General features: G+C 40.5%; 29 protein-coding genes and 3 riboswitches. Of the genes, 20 read left to right on the forward strand and 9 right to left on the reverse strand.

All coding sequences use genetic code 11. The annotated features are described in order from the left end of the window. The first annotated feature begins 9 nt into the window (after positions 1 to 9). The 4 genes from C6Y06_RS07180 (at position 10) to C6Y06_RS07195 (ending at position 3,274) form a co-directional block, all read left to right on the forward strand. Positions 10 to 1,257, forward strand: a complete 1,248-nt coding sequence (locus C6Y06_RS07180) for a glutamate-5-semialdehyde dehydrogenase (protein WP_106036731.1) — start codon at positions 10 to 12, stop codon at positions 1,255 to 1,257. A 129-nt stretch (positions 1,258 to 1,386) separates the two neighbouring features. Beyond that, the gene (locus tag C6Y06_RS07185) at positions 1,387 to 2,523 is read left to right on the forward strand and encodes a Rap family tetratricopeptide repeat protein (RefSeq protein WP_060596094.1); all 1,137 of its coding nucleotides are present in this window, start codon (positions 1,387 to 1,389) and stop codon (positions 2,521 to 2,523) included. Beyond that, positions 2,513 to 2,647 (forward strand): hypothetical protein, encoded by a 135-nt coding sequence (locus C6Y06_RS07190; RefSeq protein ID WP_034662996.1) that lies wholly within the window; start codon positions 2,513 to 2,515, stop codon positions 2,645 to 2,647. Before C6Y06_RS07185 ends, C6Y06_RS07190 begins: the two co-directional genes overlap by 11 nt. A gap of 198 nt (positions 2,648 to 2,845) precedes the next feature. Further along, complete coding sequence (locus C6Y06_RS07195; RefSeq protein WP_106036732.1) at positions 2,846 to 3,274, forward strand: organic hydroperoxide resistance protein; 429 nt, start codon at positions 2,846 to 2,848, stop codon at positions 3,272 to 3,274. Between the two features lie 32 nt (positions 3,275 to 3,306). On the opposite strand, the gene C6Y06_RS07200 is transcribed toward C6Y06_RS07195, so the two are convergent. Next, positions 3,307 to 3,753: a MarR family winged helix-turn-helix transcriptional regulator gene (locus C6Y06_RS07200; protein WP_034662988.1), complete on the reverse strand. Its 447-nt coding sequence runs from the start codon at positions 3,751 to 3,753 to the stop codon at positions 3,307 to 3,309. Between the two features lie 161 nt (positions 3,754 to 3,914). Here C6Y06_RS07200 and ohrB point away from each other — a divergent pair, with 161 nt between their 5' ends. Beyond that, the gene (ohrB, locus tag C6Y06_RS07205) at positions 3,915 to 4,331 is read left to right on the forward strand and encodes an organic hydroperoxide resistance protein OhrB (protein WP_034662985.1); all 417 of its coding nucleotides are present in this window, start codon (positions 3,915 to 3,917) and stop codon (positions 4,329 to 4,331) included. Between the two features lie 59 nt (positions 4,332 to 4,390). Here the strand turns inward: ohrB and guaD are convergent, their stop codons facing one another. The 3 genes from guaD to C6Y06_RS07220 all read right to left on the reverse strand — a co-directional run bounded on the left by guaD (position 4,391) and on the right by C6Y06_RS07220 (position 8,705). Further along, positions 4,391 to 4,861: a guanine deaminase gene (gene guaD, locus C6Y06_RS07210; protein WP_034662982.1), complete on the reverse strand. Its 471-nt coding sequence runs from the start codon at positions 4,859 to 4,861 to the stop codon at positions 4,391 to 4,393. Positions 4,862 to 4,999: 138 nt separating this feature from the next. Beyond that, the gene (gene metE / locus C6Y06_RS07215; RefSeq protein WP_106036733.1) at positions 5,000 to 7,288 is read right to left on the reverse strand and encodes a 5-methyltetrahydropteroyltriglutamate--homocysteine S-methyltransferase; all 2,289 of its coding nucleotides are present in this window, start codon (positions 7,286 to 7,288) and stop codon (positions 5,000 to 5,002) included. A 153-nt stretch (positions 7,289 to 7,441) separates the two neighbouring features. Further along, a riboswitch (cobalamin riboswitch) is annotated at positions 7,442 to 7,633 on the reverse strand. Between the two features lie 112 nt (positions 7,634 to 7,745). Next, positions 7,746 to 8,705 (reverse strand): S8 family peptidase, encoded by a 960-nt coding sequence (locus C6Y06_RS07220; protein WP_060596097.1) that lies wholly within the window; start codon positions 8,703 to 8,705, stop codon positions 7,746 to 7,748. Between the two features lie 445 nt (positions 8,706 to 9,150). On the opposite strand from C6Y06_RS07220, the gene C6Y06_RS07225 reads away from it, so the two are divergent. The 7 genes from C6Y06_RS07225 to C6Y06_RS07255 all read left to right on the forward strand — a co-directional run bounded on the left by C6Y06_RS07225 (position 9,151) and on the right by C6Y06_RS07255 (position 15,139). Next, complete coding sequence (locus tag C6Y06_RS07225) at positions 9,151 to 9,837, forward strand: response regulator transcription factor (protein ID WP_060596098.1); 687 nt, start codon at positions 9,151 to 9,153, stop codon at positions 9,835 to 9,837. 3 nt (positions 9,838 to 9,840) lie between these two features. Next, a complete protein-coding gene (locus C6Y06_RS07230) occupies positions 9,841 to 11,190 on the forward strand; it encodes a HAMP domain-containing sensor histidine kinase (protein ID WP_060596099.1) in 1,350 nt (449 codons plus the stop codon). Positions 11,191 to 11,257: 67 nt separating this feature from the next. Further along, the gene (locus tag C6Y06_RS07235) at positions 11,258 to 11,947 is read left to right on the forward strand and encodes a PepSY domain-containing protein (protein WP_066030991.1); all 690 of its coding nucleotides are present in this window, start codon (positions 11,258 to 11,260) and stop codon (positions 11,945 to 11,947) included. Positions 11,948 to 12,040: 93 nt separating this feature from the next. Further along, entirely contained in the window at positions 12,041 to 12,559 is a 519-nt protein-coding gene (locus tag C6Y06_RS07240; RefSeq protein ID WP_034662966.1) for a PepSY domain-containing protein, read from the forward strand. Between the two features lie 76 nt (positions 12,560 to 12,635). Continuing rightward, on the forward strand, positions 12,636 to 12,776 hold the full coding sequence (locus C6Y06_RS20045; RefSeq protein WP_003212346.1) for a hypothetical protein: 141 nt from the start codon (positions 12,636 to 12,638) through the stop codon (positions 12,774 to 12,776). Positions 12,777 to 12,908: 132 nt separating this feature from the next. Further along, positions 12,909 to 13,072, forward strand: a riboswitch (M-box (ykoK) riboswitch). 208 nt (positions 13,073 to 13,280) lie between these two features. After that, on the forward strand, positions 13,281 to 14,639 hold the full coding sequence (mgtE, locus tag C6Y06_RS07250; RefSeq protein WP_034662959.1) for a magnesium transporter: 1,359 nt from the start codon (positions 13,281 to 13,283) through the stop codon (positions 14,637 to 14,639). A gap of 101 nt (positions 14,640 to 14,740) precedes the next feature. Continuing rightward, positions 14,741 to 15,139, forward strand: coding sequence for a hypothetical protein (locus C6Y06_RS07255; protein WP_106036734.1), 399 nt, complete (start codon positions 14,741 to 14,743; stop codon positions 15,137 to 15,139). A 110-nt stretch (positions 15,140 to 15,249) separates the two neighbouring features. Here C6Y06_RS07255 and C6Y06_RS07260 read toward each other — a convergent pair whose 3' ends face one another. After that, on the reverse strand, positions 15,250 to 16,113 hold the full coding sequence (locus C6Y06_RS07260; RefSeq protein ID WP_066030989.1) for a LysR family transcriptional regulator: 864 nt from the start codon (positions 16,111 to 16,113) through the stop codon (positions 15,250 to 15,252). Positions 16,114 to 16,301: 188 nt separating this feature from the next. Here C6Y06_RS07260 and C6Y06_RS07265 point away from each other — a divergent pair, with 188 nt between their 5' ends. Next, entirely contained in the window at positions 16,302 to 16,673 is a 372-nt protein-coding gene (locus tag C6Y06_RS07265) for a cupin domain-containing protein (RefSeq protein WP_080869519.1), read from the forward strand. Between the two features lie 119 nt (positions 16,674 to 16,792). Here C6Y06_RS07265 and C6Y06_RS07270 read toward each other — a convergent pair whose 3' ends face one another. Continuing rightward, positions 16,793 to 17,122 (reverse strand): MerR family transcriptional regulator, encoded by a 330-nt coding sequence (locus tag C6Y06_RS07270; RefSeq protein ID WP_012009715.1) that lies wholly within the window; start codon positions 17,120 to 17,122, stop codon positions 16,793 to 16,795. Between the two features lie 191 nt (positions 17,123 to 17,313). Between C6Y06_RS07270 and C6Y06_RS20050 the strand changes: the two genes are divergently transcribed. The 3 genes from C6Y06_RS20050 (at position 17,314) to C6Y06_RS07280 (ending at position 18,496) form a co-directional block, all read left to right on the forward strand. Beyond that, on the forward strand, positions 17,314 to 17,469 hold the full coding sequence (locus C6Y06_RS20050) for a hypothetical protein (RefSeq protein ID WP_164847173.1): 156 nt from the start codon (positions 17,314 to 17,316) through the stop codon (positions 17,467 to 17,469). Positions 17,470 to 17,507: 38 nt separating this feature from the next. Continuing rightward, positions 17,508 to 17,672, forward strand: a complete 165-nt coding sequence (locus C6Y06_RS07275) for a hypothetical protein (RefSeq protein WP_034662950.1) — start codon at positions 17,508 to 17,510, stop codon at positions 17,670 to 17,672. Between the two features lie 359 nt (positions 17,673 to 18,031). Further along, positions 18,032 to 18,496 (forward strand): MarR family winged helix-turn-helix transcriptional regulator, encoded by a 465-nt coding sequence (locus C6Y06_RS07280; protein ID WP_088004396.1) that lies wholly within the window; start codon positions 18,032 to 18,034, stop codon positions 18,494 to 18,496. A gap of 30 nt (positions 18,497 to 18,526) precedes the next feature. On the opposite strand, the gene C6Y06_RS07285 is transcribed toward C6Y06_RS07280, so the two are convergent. Next, positions 18,527 to 20,950 (reverse strand): bifunctional diguanylate cyclase/phosphodiesterase, encoded by a 2,424-nt coding sequence (locus tag C6Y06_RS07285; RefSeq protein ID WP_060596103.1) that lies wholly within the window; start codon positions 20,948 to 20,950, stop codon positions 18,527 to 18,529. Positions 20,951 to 21,195: 245 nt separating this feature from the next. On the opposite strand from C6Y06_RS07285, the gene C6Y06_RS07290 reads away from it, so the two are divergent. The 4 genes from C6Y06_RS07290 (at position 21,196) to C6Y06_RS07305 (ending at position 25,021) form a co-directional block, all read left to right on the forward strand. Further along, entirely contained in the window at positions 21,196 to 21,810 is a 615-nt protein-coding gene (locus C6Y06_RS07290) for a DedA family protein (protein WP_060596104.1), read from the forward strand. A 68-nt stretch (positions 21,811 to 21,878) separates the two neighbouring features. Continuing rightward, positions 21,879 to 22,049, forward strand: a riboswitch (yybP-ykoY riboswitch). Between the two features lie 31 nt (positions 22,050 to 22,080). Continuing rightward, on the forward strand, positions 22,081 to 22,872 hold the full coding sequence (locus C6Y06_RS07295) for a TerC family protein (RefSeq protein WP_106036735.1): 792 nt from the start codon (positions 22,081 to 22,083) through the stop codon (positions 22,870 to 22,872). Between the two features lie 215 nt (positions 22,873 to 23,087). Then, positions 23,088 to 23,843 (forward strand): RNA polymerase sigma factor SigI, encoded by a 756-nt coding sequence (sigI, locus tag C6Y06_RS07300; protein ID WP_034662939.1) that lies wholly within the window; start codon positions 23,088 to 23,090, stop codon positions 23,841 to 23,843. Then, entirely contained in the window at positions 23,840 to 25,021 is a 1,182-nt protein-coding gene (locus tag C6Y06_RS07305; protein WP_066030986.1) for an anti-sigma factor domain-containing protein, read from the forward strand. Before sigI ends, C6Y06_RS07305 begins: the two co-directional genes overlap by 4 nt. A gap of 39 nt (positions 25,022 to 25,060) precedes the next feature. Here C6Y06_RS07305 and C6Y06_RS07310 read toward each other — a convergent pair whose 3' ends face one another. Together C6Y06_RS07310 and C6Y06_RS07315 are read right to left on the reverse strand one after the other, a co-directional pair. Next, on the reverse strand, positions 25,061 to 25,255 hold the full coding sequence (locus tag C6Y06_RS07310) for an alpha/beta-type small acid-soluble spore protein (RefSeq protein WP_003211343.1): 195 nt from the start codon (positions 25,253 to 25,255) through the stop codon (positions 25,061 to 25,063). Between the two features lie 105 nt (positions 25,256 to 25,360). Further along, the gene (locus tag C6Y06_RS07315; protein ID WP_060596106.1) at positions 25,361 to 26,089 is read right to left on the reverse strand and encodes a DUF1836 domain-containing protein; all 729 of its coding nucleotides are present in this window, start codon (positions 26,087 to 26,089) and stop codon (positions 25,361 to 25,363) included. Positions 26,090 to 26,369 lie beyond the last annotated feature (280 nt).

The raw sequence follows: 26,369 nt of genomic DNA on the forward strand, positions 1-26,369 counted from the left end.
GGGAATACGATGAATGAAGTTCTTGAAAAAGCAAAAAAAGCAAGTACAGCCAAAGATCAGCTGCTGCTAAAAACGACGGAGCAAAAAAATGCAGCTTTACATGCCATCGCAACTGCACTTAAAGCATCTTCCGCTTATTTATTGGGGGAGAATAAAAAGGATGTTCAGGCTGCTGAGGAAAATCAGTTCACGCCTTCTGTTATTGACCGGATTACACTCACAGAAGAGAGAATTGACGCCATTGCAGACGCTACTCTTCAGCTGATTCACTTAAAAGACCCAATTGGTGAAACATTAGAAACCATTCAAAAAGAAAACGGTCTGTTCATCGAAAAGGTGCGTGTGCCTCTCGGAACGGTTGGAATGATTTATGAAGCAAGGCCAAACGTGACAGTAGATGCTGCCACCCTTTGCCTCAAAACTGGGAATGCTGTTATTCTTCGCGGGAGCTCCTCTGCCATTCATAGTAATAAAGCGATTGTCAAGGTGATCCATGAAGCGCTTCAGACAACGGATATTCCCGTAGACAGTGTGCAATTGATTGAAGATACAGGCCGTGAAACGGCGAAAACGCTGTTCACTTTAAATGAATATCTGGATGTCCTTATTCCGCGCGGCGGGAAAAATTTAATTGATCTTGTCGTGAGAGAGTCTACCGTGCCAGTGCTTGAGACAGGTGCAGGGAACTGTCATATCTATATTGATGAAACAGCGAAAAACGAAATGGCTGAGCAGATTGTGCTGAATGCTAAAACCCAAAGGCCATCTGTTTGCAATGCGATTGAGAGCATTGTCATTCATGAAACATGGGCAAAAACATATGGCGCTTCGTTATTTGAAGCCCTGCATGCAAATGGGGTAGAGATACGGGGCGATGAAGCCGTATGTGCCCTTGCGCCTAGTGCTTCATTAGCGACAAAAGAGGACTATGAAACAGAGTTTTTAGCGCCGATTGTCAGTATTAAAATCGTAGAGAGCATAGAAGAAGCGATTCAGCATATTCAAACGTATAGCTCCAAGCACTCTGAAGCGATCATTACGGAAAATGATCAGCATGCTTCACTTTTCTTAACAGCTGTCGACGCTGCCGCTGTCTATCATAATGCTTCTACTCGGTTCACAGATGGCTTTGAATTTGGCTACGGAGCAGAAATAGGGATTAGCACACAAAAACTGCATGCAAGAGGGCCGATGGGTCTGCCGGCTTTAACCTCTGAAAAATTTGTCATTCGTGGTCAAGGACAAATAAGAGAATAACGAATTCAAAAGAGAGTCTTGTGACAGCAGGCTCTCTTTTTCCTTTCATTTCATTTTTGTATTTCTTCGGTCAAGTATGATAAAATATGGTAATGTTTTATATTTTGAGAAGATTGGAGAAGGCAACGTATGGCGAAAATCATTCCCTCTTCGGATATTGGAGTGAAAATCAACAAGTGGTATGAATTAATCCGCAGATTTGATTCAGAACAAGCAGAACAATTAAAGCAGGAAATTCGCACCTCTCTTGATTCAATGGAAGAAGATCAGAATTTGCTTCTCTATTTTTCTTTAATGGAATTCAGGCATGAGGTCATGCTCGATTACTTAAAGCCATTAAAGGAAGGAAAGCTTCGCGCCAACTTTTCCGAGCTTTCGAAAGAAATAGATGAGCATCAAACACATGTCACAGGCATGCTTGAATACTACTATCATTTTTTCAGAGGCATGTATGAATTTGGCCGTAGGCAGTATATTGCTGCCATCTCGTCTTATCAAAAGGCAGAGCACAAGCTTTCTTTTGTGTCAGATGATATTGAACGTGCGGAATTTCATTTTAAAATGTCAGAAATATATTATCACATGAAACAAACACATATCTCGATGCACCATGCCAAACTGGCGCTGGATGTCTATATTCAACATGAGCTATATGCGCTTCGCACGATCCAATGCGAATTTATTGTGGCCGGTAACTATGATGATATGAGAAGGCATGAAAAGGCATTACCACATCTCGAGAGAGCGCTTGCGAGATCAAGAGACTTTCAGAATGTGCGTTTTATTGCTTCCTCTTTGTTTAATATGGGCAACAGTTATTACCGAATGGGAGATCTTGACCGCGCACTCGAACTAATGAAAGAATCCATCTCGTTATTTGACCAAAATCAATCCGATCACCTTCGTCGATCTATAGACCCTCTTTATACCGCCGCTCAGATATTATACAAACAAGGTAAACACGAAGAAGCCTTACACTACAGAGAAGAATGTATGAAGCGAGCAGAAGCACTTCAGGATGATATTCATATTCAGAAGACGATATTTTTAGAAGCATTGTATTTAAAGCAAGATGCGGAGCATATTAAACGAATTTTTCATTTTTTAGAGTCTGCCTATGCATATCCAGATATAGAGGAGCTGGCATTAGACACCGCAAAGTATTATAATGAAATGGGAGATTATGAAAAATCTTCCATGTTCTACGGAGAAGCGGAACATGCTCGAATCTATATTCAGAGAGGGGATTGTTTATATGAATTTTAAAAAATGGGCAGTCGTCTGTACAAGCATCACCATCCTGGCGTTATGGCTGGCAGCAGCAAATGCCGACCCGGATAACAGAAACCATACGCTAGAACAACCAAATGCGCAGCATGACATCATCTAAAAGCTTTTGTCAACAATCTGAAAGCCCTTATTCAAGGGCTTTTTTTTACTGTCTAAAAATGAATCTGCGTGACATGCTCATAAAATAGAAGTGAGAAGGAAATCTTAGAAAAAGAGTGTTTATTCATTGACTCTTGAATTTAAATTGTGTACAATTCAATTGTAGAAAATATTATTAGAGAGAAAGAGGGTTATATTCATGTCAGATATTTTATTTACTGCAACGGTATCAGCTGTCGGAGGAAGAGAAGGAAAGGTTGTTTCAACCGATGGTGTGCTTGAGCATGATGTAGCAATGCCTGGAACACCAAGAGCGAAAAAACTTGAAAAAGCAACAAATCCAGAGCAATTATTCGCAGCAGGCTACTCTGCATGTTTTGATTCAGCCCTTCAAATGGTCGCGAGACAAGAGCGTATCCGTTTTGAAAGTGAAGTAACAGCACATGTGAGCTTAGTGAAAGATAGTTCAGATGGCGGCTTCAAACTAGGCGTTAAGCTAGAAGTAAAAGGAACTGGAATCGAGCAATCAGCATTAGATGAGCTTGTTCATAAAGCACATGGCGTATGCCCATATTCAAAAGCAACTCAAGGAAATATCGAAGTAGAACTAGTAGCTGTCGCACAATAATTGACATCATAAAAGGCTGAGGGAATGTTCCCTCAGCCTTTTGGTTGTGTTAATTTTTGCAAAAGCTCATGCAAAGAGGCGCGCAGCGTTTTTAACTCTTCTTCCGATCTGCCTGTCCCAGACAGCATATGAAATGGAATCGCAGTAGCCTTCTCTTTTAGTTGTTCGCCATATTCCGTTAAACGAATTTGCACAGAACGTTCATCCTCTTTCGAGCGCTCGCGGATGATGAGTCCGTTTTGCTCCATCCGTTTCAGCATAGGTGTGAGTGTACCGGAGTCTAAATATAAAAGCTCTCCCATCGTTTTCACATTTAATGTCCCATGCTCCCACAATAAAAGCAGTGCCAAATATTGCGGATACGTAATGTCTAACTCTTCTAATAACGGTTTATATTGCTTCGTCATCTCTCTTGAACTTGCATATAACAAGAAACAAAGCTGATTTTCCAGCTTCATATGCTCGAATTCATTTGTCATGTCAGTCACCAACTATTTTTTGTCATACTTATTATTGTATAAGATTTTCTTCCTTTTTAAAATAAATACAGCCCAAAAATGAAAAATTCTTTAATGTGCGATAAATGTTTGAGAAATGGATAGAACGTGAAAAGAATAAATAGATAAAGGAGGAGATGAAGATGAAACCATTATTCACAGCAAAAGTAAAGGCGCAGCATGGAAGAGCTGGACATGTTCGTTCAGAAGATGGTGTACTCGATCATAACATTGTCATGCCTAATGCTAAGAAAGACGGAGAAACTGGTACGAATCCAGAGCAATTATTTGCAGCCGGCTATGCAGCTTGTTTCGGAGGGGCACTTGAACAAGTAGCGAAGAAGCAAGGGATAGACATTGAATCGGAAGTAGAAGGACATGTCAGTCTTTTAAAAGATGAAAGTGATGGCGGCTTTAAGCTTGGTGTCAAGCTGATTGTGTCTGCAAAAGGCCTTGACCATGACAAAGCGAGAGAGCTTGTCGAGGCTGCGCATGAATTCTGTCCATATTCAAAAGCAACAAGAGGGAACATCGAAGTAGAGCTTGAAGTGGCTGAATAAAAAAGGTTTTCTATCACGCTGAAAAAAAGAAACACCTGCTGGTAAGCAGGTGTCTTTTTTTAATATTCTTTCTTTTGTTCGTATGTTTCCCAAGCTTCAAACGGTGCAAGGGTTTTTTGAAGTGTCAGCTGGTAAAATGGAATATTTCTTGATTCGTAATCCTTGTTGATTTCTTCATAAATAAACGAGTCATCAAAACCAGAAGTCGCTGCATCCTGATGTCCAGCAGCAAAATACACGGCTTTTGGTCTAGCCCAGTAAATAGCGCCAAGGCACATCGGGCAAGGCTCACAGCTTGTATATAAAATACAATCTTCTAATTGGTATGTATGTAGCGTCTGGCACGCCTTTCGAATAGCTGTGACTTCTGCATGTGCAGTTGGATCATTCGTTGTTGTCACATTGTTGCTTCCTTCTGCAATAATCTGTCCATCCTTGACAATGACTGCTCCAAAAGGGCCGCCAGTACCACTATTGACTCCTTCTACTGCAAGATCAATTGCGCGTTGTAAAAAATCTTCGTGATTCATTGTCTTCCTCCCTTTGTTCGACTGACTTCTCTAGTATAAACGAATCATGCTAGAAAAGGAAACATCCTAGTAGATGGTCAAACAGGACAATCTGCGCATAAAAACCCCCGCCATGTTCGGCAGGGGAGAGGGAATCAATTATGCATGCTGCGCCAGCTTTTTACGAGCGACTTCAGCAGCCGTCACCATGTTTTTCAAAGCATCAATGGTTTCAGGCTCTTGTCTCGTTTTTAGACCACAGTCAGGATTCACCCAGAAGCGATCTGTCGGACATACGTTCAGCGCATCATCAATGATTTGACTCATTTCTTCGACAGATGGAACGCGCGGGCTATGAATGTCATATACACCAAGTCCAAGTCCTTTCAAATACGGATGCTTTTCTAAGTAATCGAGGAATCCGCCATGACTGCGTGAATGTTCAATCGTAATTACGTCGGCATCAAGGTCTTCGATCGTATCGACAATATCCTCGAAGTTACTGTAGCACATATGTGTATGAATTTGCGTTTCATTTTGAACAGATGATGTTGATAGTCGGAACGACTCTGCTGCCCAGTTTAAATATTCTGCCCAATCACTTTCTTTGAGTGGAAGACCTTCTCTTAGCGCAGGTTCATCCACTTGAATAACTTGAATCCCTGCTTCTTCTAACGCTTCTACCTCTTTACGTAATGCGAAAGCGATTTGGAAGGCAATGTCTTTCCGAGAAATATCTGTTCTTGGGAAAGACCAGTTTAAAATGGTGACAGGTCCTGTCAGCATTCCTTTGACCTTTTTCTCCGTTAAGCTTTGTGCGTAAACCGTCTCTTTCACGGTCATTGGCGCTGTAAACTCGACATCTCCATAAATGATTGGCGGCTTCACGCAGCGTGATCCGTAGGATTGTACCCAAGCAAATTTCGTAAAGGCAAATCCGGCTAGCTTCTCACCGAAGTATTCAACCATGTCTGTACGTTCGAATTCTCCATGTACGAGAACGTCCAGACCGATTTCCTCCTGAATATCAATCCATCTTTTTGTTTCTTTCTTAATAAATTCATCATATTCTGCATCTGTCCACTCATTTTTACGCCATTTTTGACGAGCACTGCGCACTTCAGCAGACTGCGGGAAGCTGCCAATGGTTGTTGTTGGCAAAAGCGGCAGTTCAAGAGATTCGTTTTGGATACGAAGGCGCTCTTCAAAGGCAGCTGGACGTTTAAAGTCTTTCGATGAAAGATTGTTGCGTTCTGCTGTGAAATCCGCATTGGTTCCTTTTGCAAATTCTTTTAAAGTAAGAAGTGCTTGCGTGGCTTCATTGATGGCGGCTTCAATCGCTGCGGCTCCTTTTGTTAAGCCTTCTTTTAATGTTGTTAATTCATCCAGCTTTTCAGTGGCATAAGACAGTCCGTTTAATAGTTTCTCTTCAAGCTGTTCGCTTGGGTGTTTTGCAACTGGTACATGCAGCAAACTGCTTGATGGCTGCAGCCATACTTCCTTCGGCTGAACGTCAGCAATGACCTCAGAAATGAATGACAATCTTTCTCCAAGATCTGATCTCCAAATATTTCTTCCATCAATGACGCCTGCTGCTAAAATTTTATCTTTCGGGAAGCCATGCTTTTTCACTTGATCAAGATTGCGCCCTTGATCATGGACAAAATCAAGACCGATGGCTTCAACAGGATATGTGACAAGCTCTTCATAGGCATCTACTGAATCAAAGTATGTTTGAAGAAGAATGTTTAAGGCAGGTACGGCTTCTTTAATCGCTTGATAGATTTCTTTTACGGCTTTCACGTCTTCATATGAAGCGGTGACAAGTGCTGGCTCATCAATTTGAACCCATTTGACGCCAGCTTCTTCAAGTTCTTTTAAAACCTGAGTATAAAGCGGCACGAGACGCTGCTGAATCTCTTTTACTTCATTTGGTTCATAGCCTTTAGAAAGTGAGACAAATGTATAAAGACCAAGTACAACAGGTTTTGTTTCAACACCAAACGCCGTTTTCACCTTTTCGTAAGCTTCAAGCGGTTTGTTATGTGTGAGTTTGAATTCGGTGCTTTTTTCGTATTCTGGAACGATGTAGTGATAGTTTGTATTAAACCATTTTGTCATTTCACTTGAGACAGCATCTTTTGTTCCTCTTGCCATCGCAAAGTATGTATCTAGCGGGTCTTTTAAGCTGCGGAAGCGCTCTGGAATCCAATTGAACATGACAGCAGTATCGAGCACGTGATCGTAGAAGGTAAAATCTCCAGAAGGAACAACATCAATTTGTTGATCAATTTGCGTTTTAATGGCCGTTAAAAATTGTTCATCCAGTGTGCTTAAGAGGGTTTCGCGGTCTGTTTGACCTTTCCAATAAGACTCAAGTGCTTTTTTCCATTCTCTGTTTAAACCAATTCGCGGAAAACCTAGATTACTTGTTTTAACAATTGTCAATTCCAATTCCTCCTCTAAATATAAAAAGACATTTACACTCATGGCGAAGATTGATGAGGGCAAATGTCTGGTTTAAAAAGACAAAATGTGTGTGCGAAATAAGGCGTGAGCATAACTGACGCTTTTTCCGACATCTCCTATCAACCGTAGGGGGTTTGATGTGATAGAGCGGCTGGTATCCTGGCTGGTGAATCTGCAAGCTTTTCATCCTTCCCATCCTTATGACAGTGGATTCATGAGAAAAGCTCTCCTCACTCACAGTGGCGGGACCGCGCCGGATTTTCACCGGTCTTCCCAATTAAAATTCGACGTGTGATCGAATTACCGACTCTCAAACTATGAATTTATTGTGTTCGATTATATAACGTCCACTTCATTTCGTCAAAGTAAATTTTGAATAATTTTAATTAAAAAAATCCTGAGAAAATTCAATCTATTCTCAGGATCTCTATTCAAGCTATAGAGATAAAAGATCTGCTTCCAATGTTTTTTCTAAAAGGACATCAGGCGCAGTTAAATATAAAAATCCATTTCCGACGAGGGCTTTCGACTGCTTCAGTGGAAGGGTTCTTCTGACAAGCTGAGCATAGACCTCAGGCTCTGTCAGCTTGCGCTGGAACGCTTCTTCCTCGGCATTTTTAATAATGGCTAGTGCACCGCTTACGTGAGGGGCGGCCATTGAGGTGCCTGTGAGTCTGCCGTATTTATGGTTAGGGAGAGTGGATAAAATGTCTTCTCCTGGAGCGACGAGGTCGATTTCTTTATTGGCATTGGAGAATTCAGAGGATTCTCTTGCAAGAGAGGCAGAGCCGACGGCAATGACTTCATTGTATGCTGCTGGGTAGGAGAACTCTTCTGTACGCTCGTCCCCGTCCCCTTCATTTCCTGCTGCGCACACAACAAGTACACCGCTTTTCACCGCGTTTTGAATGGCTTCCTGCAAGGCGGGCTCATTGCTTGGACCACCGAGAGACATGGAGATAATATCCACCTTCTGCTCAGCGGCATAGTTGATGCCATTAATGATCCATTCGTATTTCCCGCTGCCATTTTCACCGCCAAGAACTTTCACGATCAGCAGCTTGGCTTCAGGGGCAACCCCTAGAATTCCGCCATTTTGATCTGTTGCTGCAATCGTCCCTGCTACATGGGTGCCATGTCCGTTGTAGTCTTTCACATTTTCAGCATCTCCGTTGTCATCATCGGTAAAGTTCTTGCCTCCGATAATCTGATCTTTTAAGTCGGGATGCTCCGTGTCGCAACCTGTATCAAGGACAGCAATGGTTATGCCTTTTCCTTTGAAGCCACTTGACCAAAGTTCGGGTGCTTTAATCTCCTGAATACTTTCCGGCGTCTCTTTCGCTTCCATCACATTGGCTTTTACTTCATACGGAATTAAGCGAATTTCACCTTTCATAAGAAAGCCCTCCTTATTTTGTTTTCAAAGTAGATTCAGGCTGCGTAATGTTATTGTATAAAAGAAACTTTTGATCGGAAAGGGTCAATTGTAATAATTTTTCAAATAATCAATCTATTATCAAAAGTGCAGTTCTCCTCACTTCTTGACGAAAGAACTCAGCTTTTGAGGAAAACTCTTGATATCATATGAAAAAGGAGGATATGCTGCATAGTGAGCTTGCACCTGTACAGATGAAAATGGGTGAAAAGGACTAAAAGAGGCAGACTAAAAAACAAGGAAATCATGCAATAAATGCGATATAAAAAGTATGTATAATGTTTTTGTTCAAAAATAAATGTTTCTTTCATAAAAAATAGACATGAAGATTGTGACTGTTCCAAATGCGAAAGGCAACATATAATAATGAAAAGACAAGCTTGCCTTTCAGATAGGAGAGATAGAGATGAATAAAGGGAAGATACTCGTAGTCGAAGATGAAAAGAAAATTGCAAGGGTGCTGTCACTAGAGCTTGAATATGAAGGATATGAGGTGACAGTCAAAGAGACTGGAATGGATGGACTTCAGGCTCTTGAAGAAGAAAGTTTCGATTTGGTGCTGCTTGACGTCATGCTTCCAGAATTAAGCGGTCTTGAAGTGCTGAGAAGGGTTCGAAAGACAAATACAGCGACACCTATTATGTTGATTACAGCAAGAGGAAGTGTTCCTGATAAGGTAAGCGGGCTCGATCTTGGGGCGAATGATTATATTACAAAGCCCTTTGACATAGAAGAATTATTAGCACGAATTCGCGCGCAGCTAAGGTTGAATATTCATGCGCAAGAAGAGATGGAGACAGAGCTGAGCATAGCAGATTTGACTGTCAACGAGAAAACAAGAGACATACAAAGGGCAGGCCAAATGCTTGAACTCACACCGAGAGAATATGATCTGCTTGTCCACTTGCTGAAGCATCAGCAGCAAGTGCTCACAAGAGATCAACTTTTAACAGCCGTTTGGGGTTTTGATTATTTTGGTGATACGAACGTGGTGGATGTCTATATCCGTTATTTAAGAAAAAAAGTCGATTACCCATTCGAAAAACAGCTGATTCACACAGTGAGAGGTGTGGGTTATGTGATGAAAGGATAAAGAATGAGATTAAAAAATAAGATCCAGCTTTATACGTCGTTGTCTTTGTTTTTAATGGTGCTCTTATTTCATACAGCCATTTATTTTATTTTTTCGATAACCTTGACGCAAAAAGATATGTCCCGGCTGTCTGAGGTGGCTGAAAATATCGCCATTGCTTTAAAAAAATCAGAAGAAGAAGGTCTTCCATCTTCGGAGCTTCTGAAAGCGTACTTGCCCCAAAATGGCATGATCCGTGTCGTGACAGAAACGGGTGAATCAAAGCTGACTGTCACAAAGGAGTCAACGTTTAGTTCACTGCCTTTCACATATGAATCTGGGCAGACAGCAGAAATCAAAGAATACAACAAGCATATGACTGCGTTCGCTGCGATCCCGGTTATTTGGACAAATGGAGAGATTGTGTCGCTCCAAGTATATGAAGAAATCGAAAATACGGAAGAGAATTTGGCGTTATTAAGAATGATTTTAATCGCTGCTGGCGTTTTAATTATAGTGCTTTCCTATTTTGCTGGCCACATTTTAACAAAACAAATCGTACGCCCTATTAGTAGAATGACGAGCACCATGAAGGCAAGTATGAAGGAGAAGGCGTTTAAACGAATCAAACTAGCAGGCGATTCAAAGGATGAATTGTATCAAATGGGACAAACCTTTAATGAAATGTCAGAAATCCTCGAGAAGCATTATGAGAAAGAGCAGCAATTCTTGCATGATGCCTCTCATGAATTGAAGACACCGATTACCGTCATTATGAGCTACAGTAATTTACTGAAGCGCTGGGGGCAAACACGTCCAGAGGTTGTTGAAGAATCCTCCCAAGCGATTCATGATGAAGCGAAAAAAATGAAAAGGCTGACAGATCAATTGCTGACACTGGCAAAAAATGGTCAGCCTCTATATGTGGATATGAAGCCAGTCGATCTTGGTCATTTGTGCAAGCAGATATGCCATACACTTGAAGTGGCCACCAATCGAACCATTCAAACTCATGTGCAAACAGATCAGCCGCTTATTGTGGAAGGAGACGAAGAGAAAATCAAACAGCTTTTGACCATCTTGATTGATAATGCGGTCAAATATAGTACAGAGCCAGTTGATGTGACATGCGGATGGGCGGGAGAGAAGCCGTTTATTTCAGTCGTTGACCATGGGATTGGCATAAAAGAAGAGGATTTGCCGAAAATCTTTGACCGCTTTTTCCGTGTGGATGAAGCAAGAAACAGTGAGACGGGCGGAACGGGTCTTGGTCTTTCAATTGCGAAGCAAATTGCAGAAGAGCATAGAGCTGAGCTGAAGGTAGACAGCCGAATCGGCGAAGGGACAACCATGACCATTCTTTTCCGGAAATAAAATAGGTCTTTTCTCATCAATTTCTCATTTCCTCCTTATAAAATAGGAAATAGGAAGGAGGCGCTGCATGTCTAGAAAAACGAAAATGGTGCTTGCGCTCGCAGGATGTCTCGTCGTTCTTGCTGCCTTTGCAATGCTCATGATTCAAACCATTGATCAAAAAATATTAAGTGAAGCAGAAATCAAAAAAATCATCGCAAAAGACTACAATGGAAACATTACAAATATTGATTTAATCAATCATAAACAGGACTATACATTGACGCTGGAAAATGCAAATGGCATCTATCAAATCATTGCATCTTCTGCAAGCGGTCAAATGAAAGAAATCAGACAGACCAAAAGCTATCAAAAGCCAAATGAAAAAAATGCTGAGCTCCAGGCAGAGGAAGCGGCTGTTAAAAAAGTAAGCGGTACTGTCATCCAAAAGAAAGAAAAGTCAGATCGTTTTATCTTTACGATCCAATCAAAAAAAGAATTATATCAAGTCGATGTCGACAAGCAAACGTTTAAGGTGCTTGAAGCAGAAAAGAAAAAACCAACCTCTAAAGAAAAGAAACTGACGAAAATCACGGTTGAAGAAGCCATCCGAATTGCGGTAAAAGAAGTCGGAGGGACAGTGGATGATGCAGATCTTGAAACATTTAGCGGTATGCTCGTCTTTGAGGTGGAGCTGGATTTGCCTGACGGGCGTGAGGCAGAGGTGCTTGTGAACGCATATACAGGAGACATTGAAGGTATTACGTACGAAAACTAATCCTTTTCTCATGATTTTCTCATGTTTCTTTCCTTTCTTTATCATCTTGTTTCTTTAAGATAAAGGAGAAATCAAATAGAGGAGGACATGAACATGATGAAAAAAGTACTAGTAGCTACAGCATTAACAGGAACTCTTGTCGCAGGTGGTTTCACACTTCAAGCGCAAAATACAAATCAAACAGCACACGCCGAGCAGGTGGTGCAAAAGAAATCATCGTTTGTCTCAAAGAAACAAGCTGAAAAAGCAGCCCTAAAAGTCGTGAAAGGGTATGTGGACGATGTGGATCTTGAGCGTAAAAAAGGAAAATGGGTGTATGAGGTCGAGATTAAAAAAGGCGGCTTTGAATATAAAGTATATGTCGATGCGAAAACAGGAAAAGCGCTGAACGATCCAGTCAAAGAAAAGAAACAGAATGTGAAAATCACTAAAAAGCAGGCTGAAAAAATTGCCCTTGCAAAAGTAAAAGGAACAGTCACAGATTCTGATTTAGATAAAGAAAATGGTGTGTACTTGTATGAAGTCGAAATCACCACACCAAACGGCGAGGAAGTTGATTTTGAGATTTCCGCTAAAACAGGCAAAATCCTGAAGCAAGAATGGGATGATTAAGCCATCACCAAACCTTACACTTTCATGTGTAAGGTTTTTTCATTGGGACAAACTACGGGAAAGGAGGCGAGAGAATATGAAGAAAAAAGAAGAAGAGCAGACAATGGACCATGCGGAATATGTTCCGCATCCTGATGGAGAAGGATATGCTTTGTTTTTGCATGATTCCTTTCATCTCCTCTCCCAAGAGGATATGAATCAGCCAGAAGAGGAATAAAAGACATGAAAGGGCGATGGTCAACTTTGTCTATCGCTCTTTTTTTCAAAAGTAAGCGAATACATGAGGAAACTTGGCATCTTGCTTATTGACATCACTGCGCTTTTTCTGTAATCTCAGTGTGTCAACAATATGAGACTTCGTTAGGTGAGGCTCCTGTATGGAGATACGCTGCTGCCCAAAAATGTCCAAAGACGCCAATGGGTCAACAGAAATCATCGACATAAGGTGATTTTTAATGCAGCTGGATTTTTCCTATGCCATACAGTGCTAAAGCTCTACGATTGAAGGAGCAAGTGTTTATTTTGTTATGCTTACAAAGCGCCTTCATTCGGTTGAAGGTGCTTTTTTATGGGAAAAGGAGGTGTGGGGATGGATCATCCCGATTCGAGACACATAGAGAATATGTCAAAAGATCAGATTGAGACATCAGATAGAGGAGATCCTGACCCCCGCACATTCTAAGGGATTCGGGTATCTCCTGACTTTGGGGAGGTAACAGCGATGATACAAAATATTACGTACGATGAACTCATTTTACGCATCATTATTTTACTAAGAGATGGAAAACGCAAAGAATTTAAAAACATCATGGAAGAACTTCAGCCATATGATATGGCCTACTTATTTAAAGAGCTTCCAGAAAAACACCGCGGCCGCTTCCTCAGCTTTTTACCAGTCGATGACGTGACAGAAATGATGGGTGAGCTGGAGCGGGAATACCAAGAAATCGTTCTTGAAAAAGTAGGGAAAGACAAAGCTACCTTCGTCACAAACAAAATGGATAACGATGATCTAGCCAACTTGTTTGATGAGATGGAGGATGAGCTAAAGGATCAGCTTTTATCTAACATGGAAGCAGAGGAATCAAAGGCCGTCCAGCTTCTTATGAATTACCCTGCTGAGACAGCGGGACGGATCATGACCAACCGGTACGTTTGGATTCCTCAGCATTATACGGTGCAGGATGCCGTTGTGAAGCTGAAAAGCTTTGCAGAAATTGCGGAATCAATCAACTATTTATATGTGATTAATGATCAAAAACAGCTTGTAGGCGTTCTCTCATACCGTGATCTCATTTTAGGTGAACCGGATGAAAAGGTGCAGGATCTCATGTTTACAAGAGTCATTGCCGTTGGAGCCTTTCAAGATCAGGAGGAAATCGCAAAGCTGATTGAACGGTATGATTTTCTTGCCATTCCTGTTGTGGAAGAGAACAATGTCCTAGTCGGAATCGTTACAGTCGATGATATCATTGATGTTGTCATTCAAGAGGCAGGCGAAGACTATGAGAAGTTTGCTGCCTCTGGTAAAGATATTACGTTCGACACGCCGGCATTTGTGGCGGCATACCGCCGTCTTCCATGGCTCATTCTGCTCTTGTTCATTGGGCTGATTTCAGGCAGTATTTTAAATTATTTTGAAGATACCCTTCAGCAAGTCGTTGCTTTAGCGTTCTTCATGCCGATGATTGCCGGGATGACAGGGAATACAGGGACACAGTCTCTTGCCGTCGTGATTAGAGGGCTTTCAAAAGAAGAATTAACGAAAAAAACCATTATGCGTCTTATTTTTAGAGAGCTGAGAACAAGTATTTACATTGGGATCGTCTGTTCCATTATTATTACAGTCGTCGCAATGGTGTGGCAGGGCAATATGATTTTAGGTTTTGTTGTCGGCTCCTCACTGCTTGCAACACTGATTATTGGGACAATGGCAGGTACGGTCGTGCCGATTATTTTACACAGATTAAACGTGGACCCAGCCATTGCATCTGGCCCGCTGATCACAACATTGAATGATATTCTATCCTTACTGATCTATTTTGGAATTGCAACAGCATTCCTTCATACACTGATGTAGCAAGAAGACTGTAAAACGTTACGTTTTACAGTCTTTTTTGAATAAAGATTGCATATAGCGCTTCCATCCTTTACATTTTAAGGAGAAGGTGGGAGAGAAAAATGAAGAAGTTTTTATTCATTTTAATGTGCATGGTATTGCTAGGTGCATGTTCAAGGGAAGACGAGGGGAAAGACAGAAGACTTGTGGCAGCAGAGTATATGATTGAAGCGATTACCGAAGGAGATAAACGAAAAATAGAAAACATCTATGTTGAAGGTGCTGTCCCAAGCCCAAATGACATTCTAAAGCTGAAAAAGGAATGGGGCATAGAGACGCTTTCTTATGAAGATTTTCAATTGGAAGAAGCCAGCATTCACGTCTTTCATGCGAATTACGAAGATGAAAAAACAGGGGAGAAAAAGGCACTTGCCATGCGGGTAATAGAAGATCCTGAAAAAGGCGGTGTACGGATTGACTTTGTAGGGGTCGTTGAAGGAACTGACGCTTCCTCTCAATGAAAAATTTTATTAGAAGACAAGGTATAATCTAAAATGATTTTATTTAAAAGGATAGAAGAGCTGAAAGAACTTCGCTCTATCTATCCTCTTTTTTACCACAAATGACCTGATCACATATGAGTTATGCCCATTAACTCCATAAATCGTGAGAGGGCACTGGTCATGTACGAATCGCGACGCCTTATAAACACAGTGGGCACGATTCTATGTGGTTCCGGTAATGGATGACAGGTAAATCTGCCTTGCATCCGAGATTCAACCATAGATTTTGGTAATACGGTGACTCCAAGCCCGTTTTCAACGCATTTAAGCACGCCCTCTAAAGTGCCATATTCCATTACCTTCATAGGAGGGTAGCCATTGCTCTCTAACCATCGCTGCCAACGCCCCAAATAGATGCAATGCGCAAATGACGAAAGCAATGGTTCATGTAAGATTGATTCTACCTGGAATTCCTCCCGGGAGTAGCTTGTAATCAGAACAAGTGATTCTTCCAATACAGGGTACTCAATAATGTCCGGATGAAGAATTGGCCCATCAACCAATGCACCGTCTACCTTGTAGTTAAGAATAGCACTAACCTGATCTACAGTAGGTGCCATATACATGCTCAATTCTACTTGTGGAAATGTCTTATGATATTCTGTAAAAATGATTGGCAATCTTGTAGAAGCGGTTGACTCTATAGATCCAATGTGTAAAGTTCCCCGCGGAGTAGAGGAAAGCTTTACTGCTTCTATCGCTTCTTCAAAATCGTAGAGTAATTTGTTTACATATGGCAACAGTTCACGTCCTGCAGGCGTTAAGGATATCTTCTTGTGATATCGATAGAGAAGAGGAACACCTAATTCTTGTTCAAGACGTTGGATTCGTGCAGTGACATTCGACTGCACATAATTTAATTTCTCGGCAGCTTTTGTAATGCTTTGTTCAATAGCTACTGCTTTAAATATTTCCAAAGATTTAATATCCAAAATAACGCTCCTTTTTGCATCATAAATTGTGATGAACTATACACTATTTTTTGATTTTACGTGATCCAATAGAATAAGTAAACTTAATGATATAAGAGATTTATCATGAGGAGGAGAATTGAAAGGTAGAGAGTTTTAACTAGGAAAAGATAAAACAGGCGTTTCCAATTAAATGAGGAGGGAATCTATTGATTTCAAAGATTAATATCCAAGAGAAATTTTTGCAAATAAATGATTATTGGAATCCTAGAATAAGTGGAGAGTTGAACGACTCATACATTAAAATGGTAAAAATTAAGGGTGAATTCATTTGGCATCACCATGATGACGAGGATGAAATGTTCTTTGTATGTAAAGGGAATCTAGTCATCCGTTTTAGGGATAGAGAAATAGCTCTTAATGAAGGGGAGTTTCTTGTGATTCCTAAAGGAATTGAACATCAGCCAATTGCTGAAGAAGAAGTTCATTTGCTCTTAATTGAGCCCAAAACGACTCTAAACACGGGGAATGTGGTCAATGAACGAACTGTTTCGATTCCTGAACGAATGGATGAACACTAGATCGTTGCACTTAACAGGTGCTTTAGTTGAAAAAGAGGCAGCAATCGCTGTCTCTTTTTACTACGTTATCATACATTCACTTGTCTTTAATTTTAAAGAGTAAGCGAATCTTTATTTGTTTATCGATTTTTGTACCGGAAGTGTGCGTTAATCTGGCCTTCCAGCATTTTTTTCTTATATTGTCCGCTTTTTAATGCCTGTTCTTTTTTCTTCATGTCTTTCAAAATCTCGGCTGTTTGCACACCGTCTTCTCGTTTGTTGGCGATGTCCATTAAACGTTCTACATCAGAAAAAGAATATTTACGCGTGCCTCTTGTTGAGCGCTGGGGGTAGATGAGTCTGCGTTCCTCATAATATCGGATTTGCCTGACGGATAGCCCTGTTAATTCACTGACAATCCCGATTGAAATGACTTTTTTATCTTTATAAGATACATCTTCCTGCGTCATATACTCACCCCTGCAAGTCTTTTCTTCATATTATACAGAACGAGAAGGAAAAAAACCTATCATTTGTCAGAAAATATAACACATAAACGAAAAAACGAAAAAACCATGGAAGGAAAGATAACAACAAATGTGAAATGAGTGTTGTGCGTGCATATAATGATGATGAGTTGAAATAGGAGGAGGAGCAAATGATGGAGCAAACACAGATCATCTGTATGGCAAAAGAAATCATCGCATTAGATATGAAGAGGGATGAATTACTGGAGCGATTCATGCAGGCGGCAGGTCAGAATGCACATGCTCTTCTAAGAGCCGTACAAAATGATTTGTATAAAAGATCTTCATAAGCACCTGGTCCAGATCACTTGATAGGAGGGGATAATCGGTGCGGCGTATCTTAACAGAAGCTTTAGCAAAGGAAAGACATTATTATACGAAGCAGCTCTGTTCATTAGGAGTTTACAGCCCTGATGCGGCCAAGAACATGACAATTAGTGACTTAAAAAAAGAGTATCACTTCTTTTTCAACAAAACAGAGCGTAATTTGTGAAAATCCCTTGAAATGTGCGTATGTCACATAAAGGGTTCTTTTTTTGCGTGCTTAATATTATAGCAATATTGAATTTTGTAGAAATTTGACGAATACAGTGTAAGGAAACGCAGTTCCTTTACAGATTATGTTAAACTATGTCGCATCTTGATGGTTTGCTAAAAAAGCTTTTTTTCGAGATGATTGTGAAAAATAAGAAGGATTTTAAAAGTTTATATCGAAATCTTATACATAACACGAATGGAGTCACTTATGTGGTTGAAAGGGTTTTCAAAAACGTACTTCTATTTTTTACGAAAGGCTCCAACTGCACCGCAAGAAAGCCTTGAAGTTAAAAAAATATTATAAGAGGTAGATATGTGATGAGACTATCGTTTAATGAAGAAGAAGTAGAACGTTCAATGACACTTTACAAGGTATTTGCAAGAGCATTTAAAAGCGTTTCAGAACACAGCATTAGAGACAGCAAAGAGCATGGATTTAATCCAACTGAATTTGCCGTTCTTGAATTGCTGTACACAAGAGGTGCTCAAAAACTTCAGCAAATCGGCTCAAGACTCCTGCTTGTCAGCGGGAATGTGACGTACGTAATTGACAAATTAGAACGAAATGGTTTCATTGAAAGAGAGCAGGACCCAAAGGATAAACGGTCGGTTTATGCCCATTTAACGGATAAAGGGCGCAGTTATCTTGATAAGATTTACCCGATTCATTCTCTTCGGATTGCGCGTGCGTTCTCTGGCCTCTCGCGTGAAGAACAAGAACAATTGATTAGTCTATTGAAAAAAGCAGGCATTCACAGTCAACATTTATTATTTAGATAGAACGAAAAGGTGCCATGATTGGCACCTTTTTTATGTGTCCAGCTGATGCGCCGGATAGGCAATGAATTTTTCGATATCGGTTGCTGGAAGGGGCTTTGCATAATAAAAACCTTGCAGGTCGTCACATCCTTGCGCAGATAAAAGCTGCGCCTGCGCAAAGGTTTCCACACCTTCTGCTATGACTTCGAGAGATAATTGATGTCCCATCGCGATAATGGCACCTGTAATCTGTTCAGACTTCGAATCATTTAAAATATCTTCAATGAAGGATTTGTCGATTTTCAGTCGATGAATGGGCAAATCCTTTAAATAGCTTAAGGAGCTATGACCTGTACCAAAGTCATCAATACTAATGCGAACGCCCAGATGTTTCAGCGACGTCAGCACCTGTTTTGATTGCTTGATATTGTCCATTGTCATACTTTCTGTCACTTCAAGCTCGAGCAGTGACGATGTCAGGTTGTATTTTTTCAGTGTCAACTTAATCAAATCAATTAAGTCTTCAGAATTGAATTGTTTCGCAGATAAATTGACAGCCACAGGAATTTTCAGCCCGTTGTCATACCACGTTTTAGCCTGCCTGCATGCGGTATCAATGACCCATCTGCCAATATCAATGATCAGCCCTGATTCCTCTGCCAGCTCAATAAAAGCCTCAGGTGATTTTAAGGAACCATCTGGTGCCTTCATTCTTAGAAGAGCTTCTACGCCAGTCATCTTTCTTGTTTTCGCACTGACTTGCGGCTGGTAATGAAGCACAAACTGTTCTCTCTGAATGGCATCCCGCAACTCAAGCTCTCGATTTAACCTGTCTTCACTTGATCTTTCCATTGATTCGGTAAAGAACTCATACCGGCTTTGCTTATGTTTTTTGGATAAATACATCGCCATATCGGCTTTCCTCATCAATTCCATCCCATCTTTGCCATTTTGAGGTGAGATGGCGATCCCAATGCTGATAGATGTAATGAGCTGATGATTCTGGATGAAAAAAGGACGTTCAAATTGACGAATGATATTTTGAGAAAGCTGCTCAATTTTGTGTGTGTCATGTCCCATGTGAGGGAAGATCATTAAAAATTCATCCCCGCCTAGTCTTGCAATAAAGCCATTGTCCGGTAAACATTGCGTCAGTCTGTTTGCAGCTGCTTTAAGTAGTAAGTCTCCTATGTTATGACCAAGTGCATCATTAATAATTTTAAAACGATTCAAGTCAAGAAACAGAACAGCCGTTGATGTTCCTGTCTCTTCTTGAGCGGAGAGAACATCATTTAAATGGTTGATGGCGTGGCGCCGATTAGGAAGCTCAGTTAACGCATCATAATGTGCCATGACATGAATTTCTTTTTCTGCAATCCGCTGCTGCGTTAAATCTTTTAAGACAAGATAAATACTGTCAAGTGTATTGTTGACATGAACAGGTATGTAAGTGACATGATAATAATAAAAACGATCTGCTGCTTTCAGTTCTGCTTCACGTGTGATGGCTTTTTTTGACCGGGAAATAAATTCTTCCCACATCTCAGTCGGCATCACGTATTGACTGACATCATCACCAATCCAAGAATTGCACATTTTTAAGATTTGTTTACCTGAGTCGTTCGCAGAAAGCACCTTTCGATCGACAGATAACACGATAATGCCATCGATATTATGTTTAATGAGCGATTGAAACCGCTGTTCATTTTCCTTTAACTGATCTGACTGCTTCATGATTCGGTGATCTATATAGGCACCAAAGATCATCAGTGTTTGGACAATCAGTGTCATCAAGCCGATGAAAATCGACAGACTGAATGGCGACATTTCAAGAGAGCCGCCTGCAGCGGACTGTCCATCTGAATGAAAAAACATAGTAGAAGCAGCCATACCAGTATAATGCATGCCAGAAATAGCCCCACCCATCACGAGTGCACCAGCTATTTTTAACAGATGATCCTCCTTTTTTTTCTCGGATCGATGGAGCCGAAAAAAGAGATGCAGTGAAAAGAAAGATGCCAGCGCAGCAATGAAAAACGAAAGAAAAAAGAGGACTGGATCATAGCTGATTGAGACATTGGCCATTGATTCCATTCCAAGATAATGCATGCTGCAAATAGCAGAGCCCATGGTGATTGAACTAATGAGCAGCCGTCTTATGGAGAGCTGCTCTTGAATGCATATCGAGAATGCGATCAAAGAACCGACAAAAGACGCCAAAATCGATAAAATCAGTAAGGGAGTTTCATATGTGATGCCGGTTTGCATGTGAAATGCCATCATGCCAATAAAATGCATCGACCATATGCCCATCCCCATGATCATTGCACCAATGACCAGCCATACCTTTTTCTTTGCACCGCTTGACTGTATCACTCGGCTGGCTAACTGAAGAGCTGAGTAGGAGGCCACAGCGGCGACAGCGACTGACAGAAAGACAAGCCATCCGTTGTAGCTTCCTGTTAATTGGGTCATGTGAGAAAACCTCCAGTATCTTAAAACAGACATATACTTAATATATCGGATCGAATGGCTTCTGTGTTCACTTTTCCTTCACTTAAATACCACAATCAACGTTTTTTTCACGTGTCTTTTATAGTAAAATCAAATTTAATGTAAAAAAACGACGAAAAGTGAATCGTTTCTTCGGTTTTATTCGTTTAATATATGGTGTGATTCTAAAAGAGATAGAATCGTCAAACGATTATGTGTGAAAGGGATTGATAAACATCGAAGATTTTATTATTTCTTTAGCTGATGCTTTTAAGAACTTGTCGTACTTTGGCATCTTCCTCGCATTATGCATTGAATTTGTTCCTGCTGAAGTGGTTCTGCCTCTTGCGGGTTACTGGGTCTCAGAAGGGGACATGGCCTTCATCGGTGTTGTGGCTGCCGGCTCCATTGGCGGCGTGGCTGGCCCTTTGACCTTGTACTGGTTAGGACGTTATGGCGGAAGACCCTTTTTAAATAAATATGGGAAGTACTTTTTTGTCAAACCTGAGTCGCTTGATAAATCGGATGCTTTCTTTGAAAAGCATGGTGGTTTCGTCGCCTTTAGCGGCCGGTTTATTCCAGGGGTCAGAACGCTTATTTCCATCCCGTGCGGTATTGCCAAGATGAATGTGTGGGTCTTTTGCTTGTATACGTTTTTGGCGATTACGCCCATTACATTTGTGTATGTGTATCTTGGGTTTGTGCTCGGGGAGAACTGGAAAGAGGTTGGCGCTATGTTAGATCCATATCTTTTACCGATTGGGATCGGGGTTGTGTTGTTGTTCATGATGTATATATGGCTGAAACGTAGAAAAAGAAAAACAGAAACACCAACGGCCTAATCACTGAAAGTCACCTGTTGACAATACAGTGTGTATTGATTATGATATAAGTAATCTAAATATTCTTAAATCCCACCAAAGGGGAGTAGCGTCCGGTTTTACCGGAAACAAAGTCGTCATTACATGGACTTACGTTCCATCGGCTTTGTTGGCATGATTCTACATATCACATGTCTAGCAAGACCTTTGCCATTACAGGCAAAGGTCTTTTTTGTATTCATAAGCCTTTGTCTGTTGTGGGACAATAGATAAAAACAAGGAGGAATGATGATGGATGCAGCAATTATTTTAGAGTACGGGTGGGTTCTTCTCGTACTGATTGGATTAGAAGGGATTTTAGCAGCTGATAACGCGCTGGTCATGGCTGTGATGGTTAAACACCTTCCTGAAAAGCAAAGAAAAAAGGCATTGTTTTACGGACTTGCGGGTGCGTTTGTCATGCGATTTGGTTCCCTGTTTCTTATTTCGTTTTTAGTGGATGTGTGGCAAGTTCAAGCCATTGGTGCAATTTATCTTCTTTATATTTCCATTCACCATATTTTAAAATCGCACGTATTTAAGAAAAAGGAATCAGACACAAACATGAAGCAAAGCGGCTTCTGGGCAACAGTCGTAAAAGTCGAGCTTGCCGACATCGCTTTTGCTGTAGATTCCATCTTAGCGGCCGTCGCATTAGCCGTGACATTGCCGAAAACGAGTCTTCCGCAAATCGGCGGACTCGATGGCGGTCAATTTATTGTCATTTTTTTAGGTGGTATCATCGGTCTTATCATCATGCGATTTGCAGCTACTGTCTTTGTGAAACTGCTCAAAACAAGACCGAGCCTAGAAACAGCAGCCTTTGTCATTGTCGGATGGGTTGGTGTGAAGCTCACGCTTTATACACTGTCACATCCAGCTATTGGCGTCGTATCGTCTCATTTTATTCATTCAACATTATGGAAAGTCATTTTCTGGACAGTGCTTCTCGCAATTGCAGCATTTGGCTGGTTTTTATCAAGCCCATCAAGAAAAGGCGGGCAACAAAACAAGGAAAAACAAGAGGGACGCCTAGAAGAGTAGGTTTTTTGAAAGAAATATCATTTCATTTTCATAACACGTATATTACAAATAAGGGGGAGATACCCCCTTATTTCTTTGCTTTTAGACGAAACATTGTAAAGTAGATGATGATATACATGTCATAATTGAGTAACAGGAAATGAATTCCTCATTTCTTCCTTTGCGCTTCCCTCATAAATTAGCTATCATAAATGAGTAATATAGGGAGAACTGAGGTGAAACCATTGCTTAGCCTTTTGTTTAAAAAAGGAAAGAAAAAGCAAACATTAGAGCAGTCGGCTATCAGTATTCAACAAGGTGATATCGAGCTGCAAAATGCATTAATAGAGCAATACAAACCATTTGTCGCTAAGACGGTTTCATCCGTTTGTAAACGATATATAGATGAAAAAGATGATGAATTCAGCATAGGCTTAATTGCCTTTAATGAAGCGATAGAAAAGTACTCTGCCGAAAAAGGAAACTCACTCCTTGCTTTCGCAGAATTAATTATTAAAAGAAAAGTGATCGACTATATTCGAAAAGAAGCGAGAAATGCGCCAACGGTTCAAATGGACCTGCAAGAAAGTGAAAATGGCGAGTACTCTCAAAGCATGATTGAAGCAGAGCTGTCTACAAATGAATATAGACGTTTAATTGAACAAGAACATAGAAGAGAAGAAATAGAACATTTTAAAGAACGATTAAAAGTATACGGTCTCACGTTTCAAGAGCTGCTTGAACATTCACCAAAGCATGCAGATGCCAGGCAAAATGCTATTAAAGTAGCTCACACACTCGTTGAACACGATGAGCTCAGAACCATTTTATTTCAGAAAAAACAATTGCCGGTCAAACAGCTTGAAAAGCTAGTGGAAGTCAGCCGCAAAACGATTGAGAGAAATAGAAAATACATCATTGCGATGGCGATCATTATGACGGGTGATTATGTGTATTTGAAAGATTACCTTAAAGGGGTGCTTAATTCATGAGAAGAGGCATTATAGTAGAGAAAAACAAAAAATATGTCACGCTGCTGACCCCTGATGGACAATTTCTGCGGACAAAATATGAACAGCAAGACTATGAAATCGGTCAAGAAGTGACATTTCCGAATGAATCACGTCTCGAAAGAAAAAGAGCCGGTTTTTTTGACCTGCTTCGTTTACGTCCGTTAAATGCAGGAATCCTATCAATCGCAGCGATTATTGTCGTGATTTTTACTATGATGCCATCTTTCTCAAGTCAAAAAGCATATGCATATATGACAATTGACATTAACCCAAGCTTTGAACTGAAGCTTGATCACGATTATCAAGTGATCGGTGTCACACCACTGAATAAAGATGCGAAACAAGTACTGGCCAGTATGAAGGATTTAGAAAAAAACGACATGACCAAAGTCGTGCAGGAAATCATAGATGACTGTGACAAAAAAGGTTACGTGAACCACTCTAAGAGCATTTATATTTCAACGGTTTATGAAAACAAGCAGGACCATACATATAAAACCAACGTCAAAAGTAAAATTAACACCATCTCTGGTGAATATCAAAAGCGCGATTACAAGCTAGAAACTGTAGAAAGTGACCTGGAAACAAGAGAAAAAGCTCAAAAGGCAGGCATTTCAACAGGCACATATATCAGAAATCAAGAAATGCAAGACAAAGATCAAGAAGACATTCAAAAGGATGAAGACGCAGCAGAGAGTGATGCTGTCAAAGAAGAAGAGCCTAACAAAGATGATGAAGATCAAACAGACAAAGACAAACAAGAAGACGTCAAGACAGACGATAGCGAAGAGATGAAGCCAGATCAAGAGGCTCCTGAAGCTGAAGACAAAGAGCAGAAGGATCAAGAGAGGGAAGAGCAAGGATCTGTTCAAAAGCCTCACCAAACAAAACCTGATGATGAAAGCAAAGACAATCAAATAAAGGAAGAAAAGGATCGCTCTTTCGATAAAGAACAAAAAAAAAATCACTCAACGGAACCTGATGATAAAAGAAATCCAAACGGCACATCACGTGATGGCGCTGAAAAGCACACAAAAAAAAACGACAGGGATCAGAAACGGCCGTCCGCTGAACGAAAAAGAGAACATATGAAGCAAGGAAAAGGTGTACCGTCCCCTTATCGTGAGAACCGGGGCGAGCACACATATGAACAATAAAAAAACGCCAGAATAGCTCCGGCGTATTTCACCATGTTTTTATTTAGATTGATTGCCCATTTGTGATTGAGCCTGTTGAACGAGTCTTTTTGTAATTTCACCGCCAACAGAACCGTTTGCACGTGCGACTGTATCTGAACCGAGAGTCACGCCAAATTCTTGAGCGATCTCGTATTTAAATTGATCTAATGCTTGTTCTACTCCAGGAACAAGAAGTTGATTTCGGTTTGCCATGTCCATATTCCTCCTTTCACCTCATGTTTGTTGCGCCTTCTTATTTTGAAGAAAACAGCGTACAATTATGCTGGCAATTGCTGCACAAAAAACCGAGGTGATGATTCACCTCGGTTCTTCTTTATCCTGATGCTGCAGTGTATGAAACATCATTTCTTGTGCCGTACTTTGCAAGTGTGAAGTAAAGACAGAAAAAACGGTTGAACTGATAATGCCTTTGATCAAATGCCATTGGTGCTGTGTCAATTCAGAAAATTCTTCACGGAGCTTATCTGTCTGTTCCTCTGTGATTTCCCGTAAGTTTGTTTCTTTTAACGGAAAATGAGTATGATGATAAATAAAATCAAGGACATGCGCATATGCTTCATAAAAGCGCAGTGGACTAATAATATCATCAGTTCGATCCGTAATTGTGTTAAATAAGGCAGATAAGATGGTACGGATGGCATCAAAGTCAAAAACTGATTTTAAATCTCTAACAATTAATAAAATAACGACCTGATCAATTGAGTACTTCTTTCCAAGCTCAGGGTGGCCAATCATATCTTTAATATCACGTTTGATCCAGTTTTGAATCGCTGTCGATTTAAGAGAAGTCAGTTCGCATAGGTTTCCTAATTCTACAATTTCATTTGTGGAGAGTCCATGCTCTGATTTGTGTTTCCGACGTTCAAGCCTCTCAAAAAAAGAAGGGATTTTTAGCTCGTCATGTTCGTGATGTTTGTCTTTTTTTACAGATAAATTTAATAGCTGAAGCGGAGTCAGATCTCCCTCTCCTTTTAGAGAATAGAGAAGACTTGTCATGTCAATTCTCGTTAATTTAAAAGCACCCATTATTCCACCTCGTTTGTACGTCAAAAACGTCATAATTGATCTAATTCAACATCATAATCTCTTTTTGATGAAAATGCAAAATAAACTAAAATCCAGAAAGCGGCGTCACAATTTGTTCACTTTTCAGCTGTAGCAAATGTCGTAAATATTGAAGTGACGGGGCTTAAGCCGTTATGATAAACATAAGTAATGATTCCTTTTTCCTTGCAATTTGAGACGTTTATTTTTATAATTTTATTAATAAGTTCAAATGAACTTAATATGACAGCGGAGGTTATGT

Source organism: Bacillus sp. MZGC1, assembly GCF_002998605.1.
Classification (GTDB): domain Bacteria; phylum Bacillota; class Bacilli; order Bacillales; family Bacillaceae; genus Bacillus.